Consider the following 18,134-nt stretch of genomic DNA (forward strand, 5'->3'; position numbering starts at 1 on the left):
CCCGACATGCTGACCGACACCGCGCAGGCGACGCTCGAGCGCCTGCTGCTGCGCGACGAGATCGAGGAGTTCTACTACCAGGAGGCCGAGCTCCTCGACGAGCGGCGCTTCGACGAGTGGATCGAGCTCATCGCCGACGACATCCACTACCACATGCCTATTCGCCGCAACGTGAAGTTCGGCGAGCAGCACCGGGAGAACAGCGACGCGTCGCGGGAGATCTCCTGGTTCGACGAGGGCAAGCGCACGCTCGCCGGGCGCGTCCGCCAGATCAACACCGGCGTCCACTGGTGCGAGGAGCCCTTCTCGCGCATCCGCCACCTGATCACCAACGTCCGGGTGGTCTCCTCCGCGGGCGACGAGGTCAGCGTGAAGAGCAACTTCTTCGTCTGGCAGAACCGCTTGCAGACCGAGGTGAACCTCTTCGTCGGCCGCCGCGAGGACATCTTGCGCCGTGACCCCGAGACCGGCTGGAAGATCGCCAAGCGGCTGATCCTCCTCGACCAGAACGTCCTCCTGGCGAAGGTCGTCACCACCTTCTTCTAGGAGCTGAGATGAACGCAGAATGGCGAGCCGGCCACGGCGCCGACGCCGTGCTGATCCGCGACGACTCGGGGGCGGTGCGCGAGGCGGTCGAGGCGAACCCGAAGGTCCTCACGCGCTTCCTCACCAACATGGGCGACCTCAGCACCTGGAAGGGGAACCTGCAGGTGGTGGGGAACGAGCACAACCCCGAGGCCTGGGGCCAGCTCGTGATCGCGCGGGCCGCGACGGGGGAGGTCCTCAACATGGACCCCGAGCGCTACTGGGACGGGATCTACAGCTGGTACCGCTCGAGAGGGGTCGACTACGACTCCGACCGGGCGGCGAGCAATTGACCGGCGACGAACGAACCCCGGCGAACTACGAGAGAGTGGGCACATGCGGGTAGAGCTGAACCTCGATCTCTGCTGCGGTCACGGCGTCTGCGTCGAGGCCGCGCCCGAGGTCTTCGAGATGCGTGACGACGACAAGGCGCACCTCCTCTTGGAGAACCCCGGAGAGGAGCTGCGCGCCAAGGTCGCGGAGGCCGTACGGGTCTGTCCGCAGATGGCGATCGACCTCTTCGAGGAGTAGTCACCACCGCGACGACAACGCCGACGCTGCTCGTCGTCACGGGCCTTCCCGGGACGGGGAAGTCGACGGCGGCGAACGCCGCCGCGGGGCTCCTCGGCGCGCCGGTCCTCGGCCACGACTGGGCGCTCGCGGGGCTGCGCGCCGTGCCGAGAGCCTGGGAGCTCGTCGCCGACGACGACCCGTCGACGCTGCGGGTGGTCGGCTGGCGGGTGCTCTTCAGCCTCGCCGAGGCGCAGCTCCGCGAGGGCCGCTCCGTCGTCCTCGACGGCGTCGCCCGCGAGCCCGAGGTGCGCGCCAGTCGCGAGCTGGCGCAGCGCCTGGCGACGAGGCCGCTGCTCGTCGTGTGCACGATCGCCGACGCAGCGCTGCACCGTGCGCGCATCGAGGGCCGCGTGCGGGCGATCCCCAACTGGCCCGAGCTCGGCTGGGCCGAGGTCGAGCGGAGCCGCGCCGGCTGGGTGCCGCCGCCCGCCCCCGACCTCGTCCTCGACGCCGAGCGACCGCCCGAGCGCCATCGCGAGGCGCTCGCCCGCCTGCTCGGCGGCGGCTGAAGGGCGGCCCGGGCGCCCGCCGGGCGCGGCAAATAGATTGCAACCGGGCCACCGAGGCCTCGTGACTTGGGGGGACGCAATGGCGGCACTCGCGGAGAAGACGGTCAAGCTCAACCACGGGACGAGCCGCTACCTCGAGCAGGGCGAGGGTGAGCCCGTCATCCTGCTGCACGGCGTCGCGATCGCCGGTGGCGCGGATGACTGGCGCCCCGCGCTCGAGCTCCTCGGCACCGGCCACCGCTTCCTCGCGCCGGACTTCATCACCTTCCCGCCCGGCGACACCGCCGAGAACCTCGACGCCTTCCCGTACCTCACCGACTTCGTCCGCGAGTTCCAGGACGCGCTCGGCCTGAAGAAGAGCCACATCATCGGGGCGACGATGGGCGGCTGGATCGCCGGCCTCTTCGGCTACGAGAGCACCCACCGCGTCCACAAGCTCGTGATGACCGGCAACCCCGGCTTCCACGGGGCGGCGAACAACCGTCTCTCCAACTTCCAGGCCCCCGACGCCGACGCGGTGCGCGCCGCGATCGACAAGGTCGCGCCGATGCTCTCCGAGGGCGAGCGGGAGAAGATCGCCGCCGCGAAGTCGGCCCGCCTCGCCGAGCCCGGCTACGCCGACGCGCACGGGGCGATGATGAAGACGATGGCCGACGGCGCGAAGCGCGAGCGCTTCAACCTCCGCCGCCGGCTGCCGTCGATCACTGTCCCGACCCTCCTCCTCCTCGGGCGTGGCGACCCGACGAGCGAGCAGGCCGACGAGCTGCAGGCGATGCTCCCCGACGCGCAGGTCGTGATCGTCGAGGAGGGCGCGCATCAGGTCCACTACGAGAACGCCGGCGAGTTCTCCAAGGCGGTCCTCGACTTCCTCGGCTGAGGTCGCGCTCGATCTGCGCCCCGGTCGCCCTCCCCCGTAATCTCGGGGAGGCGAGAGGGAGTGGGGATGGAGAAAGCGCTGGTGTGGGTGGGACCGGGGATGCGGGCCCTGATCGAGGGGGCGCCGGAGGGCCTCGAGATCGAGGAGATCCCCACCGAGCCCGAGGCGGACCCGCGCCTCAGCGAGGTCCGCTACGTGGTGCTCGGCGCCGGCCGGCCGCCGCTCGCCGAGTGGTTCTCGAAAATGACCTCCCTCGAGGTGATCCAGACGACCTCGGCCGGTGTCGACAACGTCGCCGCCCAGATCCCCCCCGGCGTGAAGCTCTGCTCGGCACGTGGCTCGTACGCGGTGGTCGCGGAGTGGGTCGTCGGCGCGATCCTCGCCGAGTACAAGGCCTTCCCCTTCTTCAGAGACGAGCAGCGCGCCGGCCGCTGGTCCAAGCGCGAGGCCCGCCGGTTGATCGGCGAGAAGGTCCTGCTCCTCGGCTACGGCGGGATCGCCGAGTCGGTCGAGGAGCGGCTCGCGCCCTTCGGCACCGAGTTCCTCCGCGTCGCCCGCACCGCCCGTCCGGGGGTGCAGACCCTCGCCGAGCTCCCCGGGCTCCTCCCCGAGGCCGACGTGATCGTCCTCCTCGTCCCGCTCACCGGAGAGACCGAAGGCCTCGTCGATCGCGACTTCCTTGCGAAGGTGAAGCCCGGCGCCCTGCTCGTGAACGCGGCGCGCGGCAAGGTGGTCGACACCGACGCGCTCATCGAGGCGCTCGAGGCCGAGCGGATCGCAGCGGTGCTCGACGTCACCGATCCCGAGCCGCTCCCCGACGGCCATCGCCTCTTCTCGACGCCGAACGTCTTCATCACCCCGCACGTCGCCGGCGGCCCGCTCGCCCGCCCGGAGGTCCTCGCCTTCATCCGCGAGCAGCTCGGCCGCTTCGCCCGCCGCGAGGAGCTCGCCAACGTAGTGACCGACGGCTACTGAGTCGGTCGACCGATGTCCTGACGCGAGCGCCAGCGGCGCCGACTACGACAGCATCGGCTACGCCTACTCGCGCTGTCGCCGCCCCAACCGGAGGATCGCCGCGAGCCGCAAGGTCGCGCTCGGTGGCGCCCGTCGTGTCCCCGAGGTGGGTGCGGGCGCGGGCTCCTACGAGCCAGCAGGGCGGGTGCTGGCTGTCTTTGAGCGCTCCGGCATCGATGCCCGCGCCGCGGCCCGTTGGCCTCGCCCAGGCGGTGGATGGCGTCGCCGAGGCGCTCCCCTTCGCCGACGGCGAGTTCGACGGGGCGATGGCGGTGTTCACGGTCCATCAGTGACCGGGACTCGCCGACGGCGTCGCCAAGCTGCGCAGGTTGACGCGCGGGCAGGTGGTGATCATGACGGGTGATCCTGATCTGCTCGATCGCTTCTGGCCCGTCCAGTACGACCCGAGATCATCGAGGTCGAGCGACGCCGCTGCCCGCGGCCGTGGACAGTTCCAGCGAGCGACTGGCCGGTGACCTCGGAAACAGGGGTGGGGAACGGAGGTTCGCCGCGTTCGTGCGGTGCACTAGCTGCCGTCGCCCCCCACGACGGTCCTCCTCGCCCCGCGCATCGTCTCGCGAGCACGTCTCGGGGGTCAGGTCCTAACCCTCGCGAGGTGCGGTGATCGCCTGGATCACGGCGACGCCGCCCGCGAGCACTGCCTTCACGCCCGCGTCGAGGGCGGGAGCGAGGTCCCCGGGGTGGGTCACCGTCTCCTCCGCGAAGCAGCCGTAGGCGCGCGCCAGCGCAACGAAGTCGACCGGCGGCTCGTCGATCGCGATGCCCACGCCGGCGTTCTCCACGGGGCGCTTTCGCGAGCGGGCGACTCGCTGCTGGTGCGTCTCGTCGTTGTAGAACGAGCGGTTGTCGTTGACCACGAAGAGTGCGGGGATCTTCGAGTGGACGGCGGTCCACAGCGCGGTGTTCGCCATCAACAGGTCGCCGTCGCCGACGATGCCCACCGCGAACTGCCCGCGGTCGCGCGCTGCGAGCGCGCCACCGACGGCCGCGCCGGGGCCGTAGCCGACGCCGCCGCCCCCAGAGTGGCCGAGGTACTGCCCCGAGCCGGTGAACTCCCAGACGCCCTCGAGCCAGTTGCGGGTGTTGCGCAGGATGAGGAACCAGTCGAGGTCCTTCACCGCGGCGAAGGTCTCGGCGATCAGGCGGCCGCCGAAGATCGGCGAGTCGTCCCAGTGCGCCGCGAGCTCGGCGTGCTCGGCGTCGCGCAGCGCGGCGGCGCGCTCGGTGACGGCGGCCTTGCGCGCCCGCAGCTGGTCTTCGGCGGGGAGCGTCGCCGCGTGCGCAGCCAAAGCGCGCAGCCCGGCCATCGGGTCGGCGAGGAGGTGCAGGTCGCGCCGGATCGGCAGGCCGAAGGCGTTGCTCCAGGACTTGATGCGCAGATCACCGAGCGAGAGGTCGATGAGGAAGGGCTTGGCATCGCCCTCGGGGAGGAGCACCGAAGGGTCGGCGACGTCGGTGAACAGCACGACGTCGGCCTCCTTCAGCAGGTTGTCGTCGCCGGTCAGGTTGAGCGGGTGGTTGGTGGCCAAGCCGACGAGGTTGTCGTCGTCCTGGTAGGCCGCCCCGAGGGACTCGACGAGCGCGCCGAGCAGCTCGGCGGCGGCGGGGTCGCGCGCCACCTGGCCGCCCACGACGAGCGGGAAGCGCGCGCCTCGGAGCAGCTCGATGGCCCGCTCGACGACCGACGGATCGGGGGCGATCGGGGGCGCGGGGGCGTAGTCGCTGAGCTCGGGAGAGCGGAAGTTCTCCGCGAGGAGCTCCTCTTGGAGGCCCATGTCGATCGTCACGTAGCAGGGCCCTGGAGGCGCTGAGGCGGCGAACTGATGGGCGCGGTAGATCGCCGAGATCGTCGCCTCGGTCGTTGCCGGCTCGTCGACCCACTTCACGAACTCGCGCACCTGCTCGGTCTGGGTCTGTGCGGAGTGCACCCAGTCCTTCGACCGGCGGATCGCGGTGTCGACGGGCCCACCGCCGCCGAGTACGACGACGGGGACCTGGTCGCAGAAGGCGTTGTAGACAGCCATCGAGGCGTGCATCAGGCCGACGAGGTCGTGGACCACCGCCGCGCAGGGCGTGCCAGTCGCCTTCGCGTAGCCGTGGGCGAGCGAGACCGCCACCTCCTCATGGAGGCAGAGGATGATCTCCGGGGCCGTGTTGCCGTGGTAGTTCACGAGCGAGTCGTGCAGGCCCCGGAAGCTCGATCCCGGGACGAGCGGCAGGTAGCGGTAGCCGAGGGCGCGCAGGGCGTCGGCCATCGCGTCCGAGCTGTAGATCGGTGATGCCGCTTTCGCGGCCGCCGCTTCGGGTGCCATAGAGCACTCCCCCCTGTGACGCCGATTGCGAGGGCCGTCGGGTCGGCGGCGGCGAAGCACGCCGAGCGGCCCCTTCCTGAGGATACAAGACGCGGCCTCGGCGTGAACTTTGAGGACGGGGCGCGCTCGGTTGGCGCGGCGGTGCTAGCTCTGCTCGTTCCCGCTCACAGCACGAAGCGATGAGAGGCTGTCGACCGAGAGCGCTCCGAGCGCCTCATGACCCAGCGCTATCTCCACCTGCGCGCGGTCCGAGAAGCCGACGAGCACGCTCGAAAGGCGTGGCTCGCTCAGCGCGAATCGCAGCGCCAGCTCGCTCAGCGCGGCGGCGCCGAGCTCTCCGAGGCGTGACTCGAGTAACTGGGCGCGGCGCAGGTCCTCGCCGTACTCCTCGCCGCGGGCCATCGGCCGTCCCGATCCACCCGCGAGGAGGTGGCGCTGCGGCGTCCCGCCGAGCGCCCCGGCGGCGAGCGGACGGATGCAGAATGCCCCCATTCCATGCGAGGTGGCGACCCCGAGCAGCCCGTTGAAGTCCTGCGCGACGCCGTCGGGGCTGCTGGGGAGCAGCGCGCTCTGGTTGAGGACGTTGTAGTAGCACTGGAAGGTGTCGAAGCGCCCGCTCGACGCGACCTTCAACAGCTCGCTCGTCTCGCCGAGACCGGTGAAGCCGAAGGCGTCGATGAGGCCATCGCCCTTCAGCTCGGCGAGCGCGTCGGCGACGGGGCCGGTGAGCACCTCGGCGCGCAGCTCCCCCGGCTCGACGCCGAGACGACTGTGGATGGTGAGCACCGCGACCCGCTCCAAGCCGAGGCGCGCGAGGCCCTCCGCGAAGCGGGCGCGCACCACCGCCGCGGCGTCGGGGGCCTCCTCGGGGGCGACGCGCAGCTTGGTGCCGACGAGCGGCGCGGCACGGAGATCGCGAAGGACGCGGCCGAGGTTCTCTTCGGACAGCCCGTCGCCGTAGGCGGCGGCGGTGTCGAAATAGGTGATCCCGCCTTCGAGGGCGCGCTCGGTCGCCGCGTGCTGCGCAGCGTCGTCGCCGCGCACGAACAGCCCGCCAGTCCCTCCGCAGCCGAAGCCGACCGCGGACACGACGAGGCCGGTCGTGCCGAGCTGGCGATACTCCATGGTGCCCCCGCTCTGGGACCGATCGCGAAGGCCGGCCCCTCCAAGTGCCGATCGATGTGCGGCACTCGTAACGGTAGGCGAGGGTGCCCGGGATTGCCCCGGCGGGGGCGCTCGGCCGGCCCGCGTCTAGGGGAGGGCGCCCCGCGCGGTGAGGCCCATCGCCGCCCGCGCCCGCTCGAGGGTCGGTGCGGCCACCTCGCGTGCTTTGCTCGCACCGATGGCGAGCGCCGCCGCCACCTGGGCCGGGTCGGCGCGGTAGAGGGCGAGGCGCTCCTGGATCGGGCGGAGGAGCTCGACGAGCGCCTCGGCGACCGCCAACTTCAGCCCCCCGTAGTTGGAAAAGCCGGCGGCGAGCGCAGCGGGCTCGCCGCCGGTCGCCGCGGCGAGCAGGTCGAGGAGGTTGGCGACGCCGGGCCGGTGCTCGGGGTCGTAGCCGACCTCTGACCCCGCGTCGGTGACGGCGCGTCGAACCTTTCGCGTGAGCTCGTCCGGGCCGTCGTTGAGCAGGATCGTGCCCAGGGGGGAGGAGAGCGACTTCGACATCTTGCGCTCGGGGTGCTGCAGGTCCATCACCCGCGCGCCGACCTTCGGGACGACCGCCTCGGGGACGGTGAAGGTCTCGCCGTAGCGGTTGTTGAAGCGGATCGCGAGGTCGCGGGTGAGCTCGATGTGCTGGCGCTGGTCCTCGCCGACGGGGACCTCCTCGGCCTGGTAGATGAGGATGTCGGCGGCCATCAGCACGGGGTAGGTGAGGAGGCTGACGCGCACCGCCTCCTGGTCGCCACCCTTCTCCTTGAACTGGATCATCCGCCGCAGCTCGCCGAAGGAGGCGACGCTCTCGAGCAGCCAGTTGAGCTCGCTGTGCGCGGGGACGTGGCTCTGCACGAACAGGGTGCAGCGCTCGGGGTCGAGGCCCGCGGCGAGCAGGCTCACCGCCGTGTCGAGGGTGTTGTCCCGCAGCTCGTCCGGCGTGATCTCGAGGGTGAGGGCGTGCAGGTCCACCACGCAGTAGAAGGCCGACTCGGACTGGTTCGCCACCCACTGGCGCACCGCCCCGAGGTAGTTCCCGAGGTGGAGGGCGCCGGAGGGCTGGATGCCCGAGAGGATGCGTGCCATCCGCCGAGGTTATTCGGCCGGGCGGCCGCCCCCCGGCTCCCTCGCGGGGCCCTCAGTCCTCGTCGTCGGGCGCCGCGGCGATCTCCGGCTCGATGCGCATCGGCCACCAGTTCCATTTCCCGAGCAGCGCCACGGTCGAGGGGACGAGGAGGGTGCGGACGAGGAAGGTGTCCATGAGGATCCCGATCGCGAGGCCGAAGCCGATGTCGCGGATCTGGTCGCCGCCCGGCCCGGAGCCGCCGACGACACCGAAGACGGCGAAGGTGCCGGCGAGCACGAGGCCCGCCGCGGTGACCGTCGGCCCGGAACGGCCGATGGCGCGCACGACCGCGTCGCGCAGCTCGTGACGGTGCGCCTCCTCACGGATGCGGGTCATCACGAGGATGTTGTAGTCCTCGCCGAGCGCCAACAAGAAGATGAACATCAAGAAGGGGAGGATGAAGGTGAGGCCGCTGCTCCCGCCGATGTCGATGAAGACGATCGCCGAGACCCCGAGCGCCGCGAAGTAGGAGAGGGCGACGCTGATGATCAGGTAGAGCGGCGCGACCACGCTCCGCAGCACGAGGGCGAGGAGGATCGCGATCGCGACGATCGCGATCGGCACGATGTGCACGAGGTCGTGGTTCGAGGTGCTGGAGACGTCGTAGAGGGCGGCCGCCTCGCCGGCGACACCGCTCGCCGAGGCACCGGCGCGCCGCGCCGCGACGGTGACGTCGGCACGGATGCGCGGCGTCGCCCGCAGGGCGGCGGTCGTCTGCTGGTCGCCGGCGCGCAGCGTCACCGCGTACTGGATCGTGCGCCCGTCGGCCGAGACGAAGGCGGCCGAGGAGCGGTAGGCGCTGTAGTCGGCCGAGGGCACGTTGCTCGCCGCCGGCTGCACCGGGGGGAGCAGCCGCGGGTCGCTGAGGGTTGCGTGCAGCTCCGCGTAGCGGGCGGGGGTGAGCGTGCCGCCGTTGGCGTCGAGGGGGCCGGCGATGCGCCGGAAGTCCCCCGCCGCCTGCAGCGCGGAGGCCGTCGTCGACAGCACCCCGGGGTCGTCCCACACCGGCTTGTCGAAGCGCAAGACGAGGTTTGCGGGGTTGGTGCTCGACTGCGGGAAGTGGGCGGCCACGATCGCATTGCCCAGTGCGGCGTTCGTCCCCGCCGGGGCGTCGACGGCGCCCCCGAAGCCGCCGGAGTGGTAGCTGAGCGCCCCCGCCGCGAGGCCGCCGAAGATGACGACGCCCGTCGCGAGGGTGAGGCCGGGGCGGCGGACGAGGCGCGCCGCGACCCTTCCCCAGGTGCCGTCGCGCGTCACGCCGCGGTCGAGGCGGGCTGGCCAGAACAGCGCCCGGCCGAAGATCGCGAGCAGCGCCGGGAGGAGGGTGAGGCCGGCGATGAGCATCACCGCGACGCCGATCGCGAGCGGGATCCCGAGGGCCTTGTAGATCCCGAAGCTCGCGAGCAGCAGGCTGAGCAGGGCGAAGATCACCGTCCCGGCCGAGGCGCTGATCGACTCCCCGACGCGCACGAGCGAGTGGCGCACGGCCTCGTGCGGCTCGAGGCCGCGGCGGATCTCCTCGCGGACGCGAAAGACGAGGAACAGGCCGTAGTCGGTCCCCGCGCCGATCAACAGCACGATCAGCAGCAGCTCGGTGATCTCGGAGATCTTGAGGCCGTGCGCCCCGAGGCCGCCGATGAGGCGCATCGAGACGAGGAGCGCGAACGCCGAGGGGACGAGGGTGACGATCGGCGCGAGCGCGGAGCGGAAGATGAGCAGCAGCAGCACGATGATGAACAGGAACGAGAAGGACTGCACCTTGTTGCCGGTCTTGTTCGAGTTCTGCTGGTTGGCGACGTTGGTCGCGATCGGCCCGGCCACCTTGAGCGCCAGCCCCGGCGGAGCGCCGGCGCGGGAGAAGGTCGCCACCACGGCCTTCACGACGTCGTCCTGGGTGGTGATGTCCGCCTGGTTGACCCGCACGTTGGCGACGAGCTCGACGGCGGCGCGGTCGCTCGAGAGGCCGAGCACCGCCGCGGACTGGACGCGGGGCACGGCGCGCAGCGCCGCCAGCTCGCGGCCGATCGCGCCCGCGTCGCTCGGCTGCAGGCCGCCGCTGCGCGCCGCCACGACGAGGATCTGACTCGAGGTGTTGGGGTCGCCGAGGATCGGCGCGGCGAGGTTCGCCGCCTCTGAGCTCGGGGCGGTGGCCGGCAGGAACTGGCTGTTGTCGTTGTTCACCTCGCTCCCGAGCGAGGGGAGCGCGTGGCTGGAGACGACGATCAGCGCGATCCAGGCGATGACGACGAGGAAGCGGAAGCGCACGACAACGCGCCCGAGCGCGGCGAAGAATCGGTCCACCGGGAGGTGCTCCTTCGAGTTGGGGGAGGGGGAGGGGCTCGGCCGTCCGTCAGCCGACGGCGTCGGCCGTCGCGCCCACTCTCTCAGGCGTCGCCGCCGTGGCGGGAGCGGGGCCGCCGCGTCGCAGCTCGACGTGCGGGATGAACCAGGTGCCGAGGAAGGCGAGGAACGAGATCGGCACCGCGACGAAGAAGACGACCTGGATCGAGCTCGAGTAGGCGGCGACGAAGCCGTGGCGGATCAGCTCCGGCAGGCGGTCGAGGACCGCGGGGGTGATGCTCGAGGCGCCGAGGCTCCTCGGGATCGTGACGCCGTGCAGGTCGTGCGCGAGCTTGCCGACGAGGACATTGGAGAAGATCGCACCGAAGATCGCCGCGCCGAAGGAGCCGCCGATCGAGCGGAAGAAGGTCGCCCCCGAGGTGGCGACGCCGAGCTCTGACTGGGGGACGGCGTTCTGGGTGACGAGCACGAGGACCTGCATCACCGAGCCGAGGCCGATGCCGAGGAGCACGAGGTAGAGCGCCTGCAGCAAGGCGCTCGTCGACGGCGTGAGGGTGGAGAGCAGGTAGAGGCCGAGGGTCATGATCGCCGTGCCGGCGATCGGGAAGCCGCGGTAGCGGCCGGTGCGGGCGATCACCTGCCCCGAGCCGATCGACATCACGAGCAGGCCGGCCATGAGCGGAAGCAGGCGCAGCCCGGAGTTCGTCGGGTTGGCGCCCTTCACCACCTGGAAGAAGAGCGGCAGGAAGGTGATCGCCCCGAACATCGCGAAGCCGACGATGAAGCCGACGACGCTCGCCACGGTGAAGGTGCGCACCGAGAACAGGTGCAGCGGCAGCACCGGCTCCTTGGCCTTGCGTTCGACGGCCGCGAAGGCGGCGAGCAGCACGACGCCGGAGATGCCGAGGATGTAGATCGGCGTCGACGACCAGGCATAGGTCGTGCCGCCGAGGCTCGTGAGCAGCACGAGGGCGGTGACCCCGAGGCTCAACAGCACGATCCCCGGGTAGTCGATGTCGTGGTGGACGCGGCGCAGGTGGCCGGGGACCTGGCTGGCGATCACCGCGAGCGCGATCGCGCCGACCGGCAGGTTGATATAGAAGATCCACCGCCAGGAGAGGTCGTCGACGAAGATCCCGCCGAGCAGCGGGCCGATGACGCTCGCGACCCCGAAGGTCGCCCCGAAGAGGCCCTGGTAGCGGCCGCGGTCGCGGGGCGGCACGACGTCGCCGACGATCGCCTGCGCGCCGACCATCAGGCCGCCGCCGCCGAGGCCCTGGATGGCCCGGCAGGCGATGAGCATCCCCATCGAGCGGGAGAGGCCGGAGAGGACCGAGCCGGCGAGGAAGAGCAGCACCGCGGCCTGGAAGAAGCCCTTCCGCCCGTAGAGGTCGCCGAGCTTGCCCCACAGCGGCGTCGAGACGGTGGAGGCGAGTAGGTAGGCGGTGACCAGCCAGGCGATGTGCGAGCCGCCGTGCAGGTCGGCGACGATCGTCGGCAGCGCCGTCGAGACGATCGTCTGGTCGAGGGCGGCGAGGAACATCCCGAGCATGAGGGCGCTGATGATCGCCAGGATCCGGCGGTGGGAGAGGTCGAAGGTGGGTGCCACTCCCGCCTCCGCCACGGTCGTCATCTCGTCGGTCATCGCGCAATCTCCTCGTTCGCGTCGTCGGTGGTGGGGGCGGCCTCGCCGATGCTCAGCACGCCGAGGGGGAGGCCGCGCCCGAGCAGCTCGAAGGCGGAGTCCGCGAAGGCGACGAGCGATGGGGCGCCGCCCTCGCCGCCCCATCCGCAGATTGCGACGCGCAGCACCCCCATCGCGCAGGTGGTGACGAGGGCGGCGTAGGAGCGCAGCTCCTCGTCGCCGCCGAGCCACTCGACGAGAGCGTCGGCGAGCGCGCGCTCGACCATCGCGAGGTGCTTGGTGTAGGCGAGGAGGACCTCGGGCTGGGAGCGGACGACGGCGACGCGGCGCAGCCAGACACCGTGCTCCTCGCCGGAGAGGTCGATGGTCTCGCCGATCGCGCGGATGCGCTCGAGGAGCACCGTGCGCAGCGTCTCGAGGGGGGTGAGGCCGTGGGGGAGCGCCGCGAGGTGGAGGCACATCTCCTCCACGATCTCGGGGTCGTTGCCGACGACGGCCGCCTCCTTGGAGGCGAAGTAGTTGAAGAAGGTGCGGACCGAGACGTCCGCGGCGTCCGCGATGTCCTCGACGGTGACGTTGGAGTAGCCGCGCTCGCCGACGAGGTCGATCGCCGCCGCTTTGAGGGCCATCCGGGTGGTGAGCTTCTTGCGCTCCCGCCGGCCGGGCGGGAGGGCGGCGAGCTCGGCCGCGGCCTGTTCGACGACGGCGAGCTCGAGCGCGGCGACGCGCGCCGGGACGAGGGGGGAGGCGCTCATTTCTGCACACACTACATAATTGCAGTGGGCGCTACTCTGCACGGGGCGCAGCACAGGGCGGGCGTCGCGGCCCACCCCGGGGGTCCGCCTCGGGGCCGGGGTCGCCCTGTAGCCTCGGCGCGATGGCCTACGAGGTGCACCTGGACGTCTACGACGGTCCCTTTGAGCTGCTCCTTCACCTCATCACGGCCCAGCAGGTGGACCTGTACGAGGTGCGCCTCTCCGACATCGTCGACGGCTTCCTCGCCGAGCTGCGGCGCCTCGAGAACCTCGACCTCGAGGTGGCGACCGAGTTCCTGCTGATCGCCGCGACCCTCGTCGAGCTGAAGTGCCGCCGGCTGCTGCCGGGCAGCGACGACATCGACCTCGACGAGGAGCTCTCGCTCTTCGAGGCCCGCGACTACCTGCTCGCCCGCCTCCTCGAGTGCCGCACCTTCTCCGAGGCGGCGAAGGCGCTCGTCCGCCTCGAGCAGGCGGCCTCGGAGAGCCACGGCCGGCGCGCCGGGCCGGAGGAGGAGTTCGCCGGCCTCGAGCCCGACCTGCTCGCGGGGGTGACGGCCGACCAGCTCGGGCGCCTGATGGCGGGGCTGCTCGCCCCGAAGCCCCGCGCCGTCGTCTCCGACGCCCACGTCCACGAGGACGAGGTCTCGGTCGGCGAGACCCTCGAGCGCCTCGTCGCCGAGCTGCCGGGACGGGGGCCGACGCCCTTCCGTGCGCTGCTCGGGCCGAACGCCAGCAAGGCCGTCTTCGTCGCCACCTTCCTCTCGCTCCTCGAGCTCTACAAGCGCGAGCTCGTCGAGCTCGAGCAGCTCGAGCACTTCGGGGAGCTGACCGTGATCTGGCGGGGCGGGGCCGAAGCGGACGACCTCGTCGACGAGGTCCACGCGAGCTACGACGAGCCCCGCCGGAGGGCCGCGGCGGCGACGCCCGGCGAGCCCGCACCCTGGCATACCGCCGCGGTCGACCTCGACGCGGCCCTCGACGACGCGGCGGAGGACGAGGGGGCCGACGACGACCTCCCGAGCGTGGTCGCCGTCGAGAGCCTCGAAGCGTGATCCCCGCCGCGGACCGCGCCGAGGCGGGGGCGATCGAGGCGGTGCTCACCGTCGCCACCGAGCCGATCACCGCCCGCCTCCTCGCCGAGCTGCTCGAGGTCTCCGTCGAGCGCGTCGACGAGCTCTGCTCGCTGCTCGCCGCCTCCTACGAGGAGGAGGAGCGGGGCTTCGAGCTCTCGCGCATCGCCGGCGGCTACCGCCTGCGCAGCCACCGCGCCTACGCCGGCTACGTCGAGCGCTTCATCCTCGCCGACCAGCCGCAGCGCCTCTCGCCGGCAGCCCTCGAGACGCTCGCCATCGTCGCCTACAAGCAGCCCGTGAGCCGCGCGCAGATCGCGCAGATCCGCGGCGTGAACGCCGACGGGGTGATGCGCCTGCTCACCCAGCGCGGCTACGTCGAGGCGATCGGGCGCGACGACGGCCCGGGCCAGGCGGTGCTCTTCGGGACGACGACGACCTTCCTCGAGCGCCTCGGCCTCGACTCCCTCTCCGAGCTGCCCCCGCTCCAGTCCTTCGTCCCCGACGCCGACGTCGTCGAGCTCCTCGAACAGGCGCTACGGGCCGGTCCGGCCGACTGAGGTGGAGGAGCCGAGCGGCGAGCGCCTCCAGAAGGTGCTTGCCCGGGTCGGGATCGCCTCCCGGCGCGTCGCCGAGGAGCTGATCGTCGCCGGGCGGGTGACGGTGAACGGCGCCCCCGCGCACCTCGGCCAGCGGGTCAACGTCGACCGCGACAAGGTGGCCGTCGACGGCGCCCCGGTCGGCGTCCTCCCCGGCCTCGTCTACTACCTGTTGAACAAGCCGCGCGCCGTCGTGACGACGGCGTCGGACCCGGAGGGGCGGCGGACCGTGCTGGAGCTCGTCCCCGCCGAGCCGCGCGTCTTTCCCGTCGGCCGCCTCGACTACCTCACCGAGGGCCTCCTCATCCTCACCAACGACGGCGAGCTCGCCCAGCACCTCACCCACCCGAGCCACGGGGTGGAGAAGGAGTACCTCGTCTCGACCGACAGCGACCCCTCGCCGACCGCGATCCGCCAGCTGCGCGAGGGGGTGGCGATCGGCGACGGGGAGGTGAGCGCCCCGGCGCGGGTCGCGCGGCGCGCCCCAGGGGTGCTGCGGGTCACGATCCACGAGGGGCGGAACCGGGAGGTGCGGCGGATGTGCGAGGCGGTCGGCCTCGCCGTCGAGCGTCTCGTGCGCACGCGCATCGGCCCCGTGTCGGACTCGCGCCTCGAGCCGGGGGCCTGGCGCGCGCTCACCGCCGAGGAGGTGCGGGCGCTCGCCGTCAACGCGCCGCGTCTCGGGGCGAAAAGTAGGATCGGCTGATGACCGCCATGCTGCGCGGCATCCGCGGTGCGACCACCGTCGAGGCCGACGACGCGGGGGAGATCCGCCTCCGCACCCAGGAGCTCGTGCGCGAGATGCTCTCGCGCAATGACGTGAAGGCCGACGACCTCGTGAGCATCATCTTCACCGCCACCGAGGACCTGAACGCCGCCTTCCCGGCGACCGCGGCACGCGAGCTCGGCCTCGACGACGTCCCCCTCCTCGGCGGGCGGGAGATCGCCGTCCCCGGCGCGCTCGCGCGCTGCGTGCGGGTGCTCATCCACTGCTACTCCGAGCGCAGCCGGGCCGAGATCCGCCACGTGTACCTCGAGGGCGCACGGGTGCTGCGCGCCGACCTCGCCGAATGAGCGAACGTGCCGCGGCCGCGTCGGCCGCGCGCCCGCGCGCGCAGATCGTCGGCCTCGGGCTGATCGGGAGCTCGGTGGGGATGGCGCTGCGTGCCGCCGGCTACCACGTCACGGGCCGCGACCTCGACGGGGCGCGCGCCGCGCGCGCCGCCGAGCTCGGTGCCGTCGACGCCACCGGGGAGGACCCCGCGGCCGTCGTCGCCTTCGTCGCGACGCCGGTGGCGACGATCCCGGGCATCGTCGCCGAGCTCTTCTCCTCCTCGGTGAACCCGGCGCTCGTCGTCACCGACGTCGGGAGCGTGAAGGGGACGGTGGTCGCGGGCGTCAGCGCCGGCCGCTTCGTCGGCGGCCACCCGATGGCCGGCTCGGAACAGGAGGGGCCGGACGGCGCCGACGCCACGCTGTTCAGCGGGGCGACCTGGGTCCTCACCCCCTCGGCGGCGACCGAGGAGGAAGCCTTCGAGGTGGTGCGCGAGCTCGTCTCGTCCTTCGGTGCCGACGCCGTCGTCCTCGAGGCCGCCCGCCACGACGCCCTCGTCGCCGTCGTCTCGCACGTCCCGCACCTCACCGCGGCGACGCTGATGGCGGTCGCCGCCGACGCCTCCGAGGAGCACGCCGCGCTCCTCCGGCTGGCTGCCGGGGGCTTCCGGGACATGACCCGCATCGCGGGGGGGGACCCGGCGATCTGGCCGGACATCTTCGCCGACAACCGCGAGGCGGTGCTCTCGGTCCTCGACGCGCTGCGCGAGCGCCTCGACGTGGCGCGCGCGCTCGTCGCCCGCGGGGCGCGCACCGAGCTGATCGCCCTCTTGGAGTACGCGAAGGCGGCGCGCCGCAACCTCCCGCCGAGGGTGCTCCCTCCCGAGCACCTGAGCGAGTGCCGCGTCCCGATCCCGGACCGCCCCGGCGCCCTCGCGGAGGTGACGGGCACGCTCTCGGACCTCGGCCTCAACATCTGGGACATCGAGATCGCCCACTCCGCCGAGGGCGAGCGCGGCGTGCTCGTGCTCACCATCGACGCCTCCGGTGCCGACAAGGCGCGCGCCGCGCTGGTGGAGCGCGGCTTTCGACCCGCCCTCGCGGCGCTGGCGTGAGGAGGCTGCGGTGACGGTGATCGCGATCGACGGCCCCGGCGGCTCGGGGAAGTCGACGATCGCCCGCGCCCTCGGCGCCCGCCTCGCGCTCCCCGTCCTCGACACCGGCGCGATGTACCGCGCGGTGACGCTGCTCGCCCGCCGCCGCGGAGTCGACCCCACAGACGGCGCCGCGCTCGCCGCGCTCGCCGCTGCGATGGAGATCGAGGTCGACGGGTTGGTCACCCTCGACGGCGAGGACGTGAGCGAGGCGATCCGCAGCGCCGAGATCGACGCTGTCGTCTCGACGGTCGCCGCCCACCCGGCGGTGCGCGCCGAGCTCGTCGCCCGCCAGCGGGCCTGGGTCGCCGGCCACGGCGGCGGCGTCGTCGAGGGCCGTGACATCACGAGCGTCGTCCTCCCCGACGCCGACGTGCGCGTCTACCTCACCGCCTCTGCCGAGGAGCGGGCGCGCCGGCGAGTCGACCAGCGGGGCGGCGGCGAGGCCGTCGGCGCCACCCAGGCCGAGATCGCGGCGCGCGACGCGAAGGACTCAGGGAGGACGGCTTCCCCCCTCCTCGTCGCCGACGGGGCGGTGGTCATCGACTCGACGGGGCGGCCGGTGGACGAGATCGTCGACGAGATCGTGGCGCTCCGTGGCTGAGCGCGAGGCCGCCCGCCGCCCCTCGCGCGCCGCGCTCGTCTTCTACGGCGCCTGCCGGGTGGTGGCGGTCGGCCTCTCGAGGGCGCTGTTCCCCGGGCGGGTCGTCGGCCTCGAGCAGCTGCCCAAGCGCGGCCCCTACATCCTCGCCCCGGTCCACCGCTCGAACATCGACTGGCTGGTCGTCGCGCGCCTGACGCGCCGGCGCTTCCGCTACATCGTGAAGGCCGAGGTCTGGAGGGCAGGGCCGGTCGGCCGCTTCATCGAGCTCCTCGGTGCCTTCCCCGTGCACCGCGAGGCCGCGGACCGCGAGTCGCTGCAGCGCTGCCTGGCGGTGCTCGCGGGCGGCGAGCCGCTCGTGCTCTTCCCGGAGGGGACGCGGCGCGAGGGCGTCGAGGTGACCGACCTGCGCGAGGGCGCCGCCTACCTGGCGCTCCGGGCGGGGGTGCCGATCGTCCCCGTCGGCCTCGCGGGGACCGACCGCGCGATGCCGCGCGGCGCGAAGCGCTTCCATCCCACGCACGTGATGATCGTCGTCGGCGCGCCGCTCAACGCGACGGCCCCGGTCGCCGCCGGCGAGGGGCGGACCGCGCGCGTCCCCCGTAGCGCCAACAGCGCCCTCACCGAGGAGCTGCGGGTAGCCCTCGAGCGGGTGCTCGCCAACGCGCTCGCCCTCGACCGGCTGCGGCGGGGGAGTGGGGTAGCGTCGACCGCCGTCGCCGCGCCCCCTCGCGAGAGCAGCGGGGGCGCGGAGCCACCGGGCGGCGGGGGTTGACCGTCG

19 protein-coding genes are annotated in these 18,134 nt (G+C 72.5%); 13 read left to right on the forward strand and 6 right to left on the reverse strand.

Going from position 1 to position 18,134, the window contains the following annotated elements:
* Positions 1 to 6: 6 nt before the first annotated feature.
* From VNF07_00765 to VNF07_00790, 6 genes are all read left to right on the forward strand, one after another.
* A complete protein-coding gene (locus VNF07_00765; GenBank protein ID HVB04769.1) occupies positions 7 to 546 on the forward strand; it encodes a 3-phenylpropionate/cinnamic acid dioxygenase subunit beta in 540 nt (179 codons plus the stop codon).
* 8 nt (positions 547 to 554) lie between these two features.
* A complete protein-coding gene (locus VNF07_00770) occupies positions 555 to 878 on the forward strand; it encodes a hypothetical protein (GenBank protein ID HVB04770.1) in 324 nt (107 codons plus the stop codon).
* Between the two features lie 43 nt (positions 879 to 921).
* Positions 922 to 1,116, forward strand: a complete 195-nt coding sequence (locus VNF07_00775; GenBank protein HVB04771.1) for a ferredoxin — start codon at positions 922 to 924, stop codon at positions 1,114 to 1,116.
* A 26-nt stretch (positions 1,117 to 1,142) separates the two neighbouring features.
* Positions 1,143 to 1,667 (forward strand): AAA family ATPase, encoded by a 525-nt coding sequence (locus VNF07_00780; protein HVB04772.1) that lies wholly within the window; start codon positions 1,143 to 1,145, stop codon positions 1,665 to 1,667.
* Positions 1,668 to 1,746: 79 nt separating this feature from the next.
* Positions 1,747 to 2,544 (forward strand): alpha/beta hydrolase, encoded by a 798-nt coding sequence (locus VNF07_00785; protein ID HVB04773.1) that lies wholly within the window; start codon positions 1,747 to 1,749, stop codon positions 2,542 to 2,544.
* Positions 2,545 to 2,610: 66 nt separating this feature from the next.
* Complete coding sequence (locus VNF07_00790; protein ID HVB04774.1) at positions 2,611 to 3,519, forward strand: NAD(P)-dependent oxidoreductase; 909 nt, start codon at positions 2,611 to 2,613, stop codon at positions 3,517 to 3,519.
* Positions 3,520 to 4,160: 641 nt separating this feature from the next.
* On the opposite strand, the gene VNF07_00795 is transcribed toward VNF07_00790, so the two are convergent.
* From VNF07_00795 to VNF07_00820, 6 genes are all read right to left on the reverse strand, one after another.
* Entirely contained in the window at positions 4,161 to 5,891 is a 1,731-nt protein-coding gene (locus VNF07_00795) for a thiamine pyrophosphate-dependent enzyme (protein HVB04775.1), read from the reverse strand.
* Positions 5,892 to 6,035: 144 nt separating this feature from the next.
* Positions 6,036 to 7,016 (reverse strand): aldo/keto reductase, encoded by a 981-nt coding sequence (locus VNF07_00800; protein ID HVB04776.1) that lies wholly within the window; start codon positions 7,014 to 7,016, stop codon positions 6,036 to 6,038.
* A 126-nt stretch (positions 7,017 to 7,142) separates the two neighbouring features.
* A complete protein-coding gene (gene trpS, locus VNF07_00805; GenBank protein HVB04777.1) occupies positions 7,143 to 8,132 on the reverse strand; it encodes a tryptophan--tRNA ligase in 990 nt (329 codons plus the stop codon).
* A 52-nt stretch (positions 8,133 to 8,184) separates the two neighbouring features.
* On the reverse strand, positions 8,185 to 10,473 hold the full coding sequence (locus VNF07_00810) for an MMPL family transporter (GenBank protein ID HVB04778.1): 2,289 nt from the start codon (positions 10,471 to 10,473) through the stop codon (positions 8,185 to 8,187).
* 49 nt (positions 10,474 to 10,522) lie between these two features.
* Positions 10,523 to 12,118 carry an MDR family MFS transporter gene (locus VNF07_00815; GenBank protein ID HVB04779.1) on the reverse strand — a complete coding sequence of 532 codons (1,596 nt, stop codon included), beginning with the start codon at positions 12,116 to 12,118 and terminating at the stop codon, positions 10,523 to 10,525.
* Entirely contained in the window at positions 12,115 to 12,873 is a 759-nt protein-coding gene (locus VNF07_00820; GenBank protein HVB04780.1) for a TetR/AcrR family transcriptional regulator, read from the reverse strand. The genes VNF07_00815 and VNF07_00820 overlap by 4 nt, the downstream gene beginning before the upstream one ends.
* Before the next feature lie 122 nt (positions 12,874 to 12,995).
* Here VNF07_00820 and VNF07_00825 point away from each other — a divergent pair, with 122 nt between their 5' ends.
* Genes VNF07_00825 through VNF07_00855 form a run of 7 tightly spaced genes read left to right on the forward strand, consistent with a single transcriptional unit; the run spans position 12,996 to position 18,128 of the window.
* Entirely contained in the window at positions 12,996 to 13,928 is a 933-nt protein-coding gene (locus VNF07_00825) for a ScpA family protein (GenBank protein HVB04781.1), read from the forward strand.
* Positions 13,925 to 14,506 (forward strand): SMC-Scp complex subunit ScpB, encoded by a 582-nt coding sequence (gene scpB / locus VNF07_00830; GenBank protein ID HVB04782.1) that lies wholly within the window; start codon positions 13,925 to 13,927, stop codon positions 14,504 to 14,506. The genes VNF07_00825 and scpB overlap by 4 nt, the downstream gene beginning before the upstream one ends.
* Position 14,507: 1 nt before the next feature.
* Complete coding sequence (locus VNF07_00835) at positions 14,508 to 15,251, forward strand: pseudouridine synthase (GenBank protein HVB04783.1); 744 nt, start codon at positions 14,508 to 14,510, stop codon at positions 15,249 to 15,251.
* A complete protein-coding gene (gene aroH, locus VNF07_00840) occupies positions 15,251 to 15,619 on the forward strand; it encodes a chorismate mutase (protein HVB04784.1) in 369 nt (122 codons plus the stop codon). The genes VNF07_00835 and aroH overlap by 1 nt, the downstream gene beginning before the upstream one ends.
* Positions 15,616 to 16,713, forward strand: a complete 1,098-nt coding sequence (locus VNF07_00845) for a prephenate dehydrogenase (protein ID HVB04785.1) — start codon at positions 15,616 to 15,618, stop codon at positions 16,711 to 16,713. The genes aroH and VNF07_00845 overlap by 4 nt, the downstream gene beginning before the upstream one ends.
* Before the next feature lie 10 nt (positions 16,714 to 16,723).
* Positions 16,724 to 17,356 (forward strand): (d)CMP kinase, encoded by a 633-nt coding sequence (cmk, locus tag VNF07_00850; protein HVB04786.1) that lies wholly within the window; start codon positions 16,724 to 16,726, stop codon positions 17,354 to 17,356.
* Positions 17,349 to 18,128 (forward strand): lysophospholipid acyltransferase family protein, encoded by a 780-nt coding sequence (locus VNF07_00855; GenBank protein HVB04787.1) that lies wholly within the window; start codon positions 17,349 to 17,351, stop codon positions 18,126 to 18,128. The genes cmk and VNF07_00855 overlap by 8 nt, the downstream gene beginning before the upstream one ends.
* The last annotated feature ends 6 nt before the right edge of the window (positions 18,129 to 18,134 follow it).

Source organism: Acidimicrobiales bacterium (genome assembly GCA_035533595.1).
Lineage (GTDB): Bacteria > Actinomycetota > Acidimicrobiia > Acidimicrobiales > Bog-793 > DATLTN01.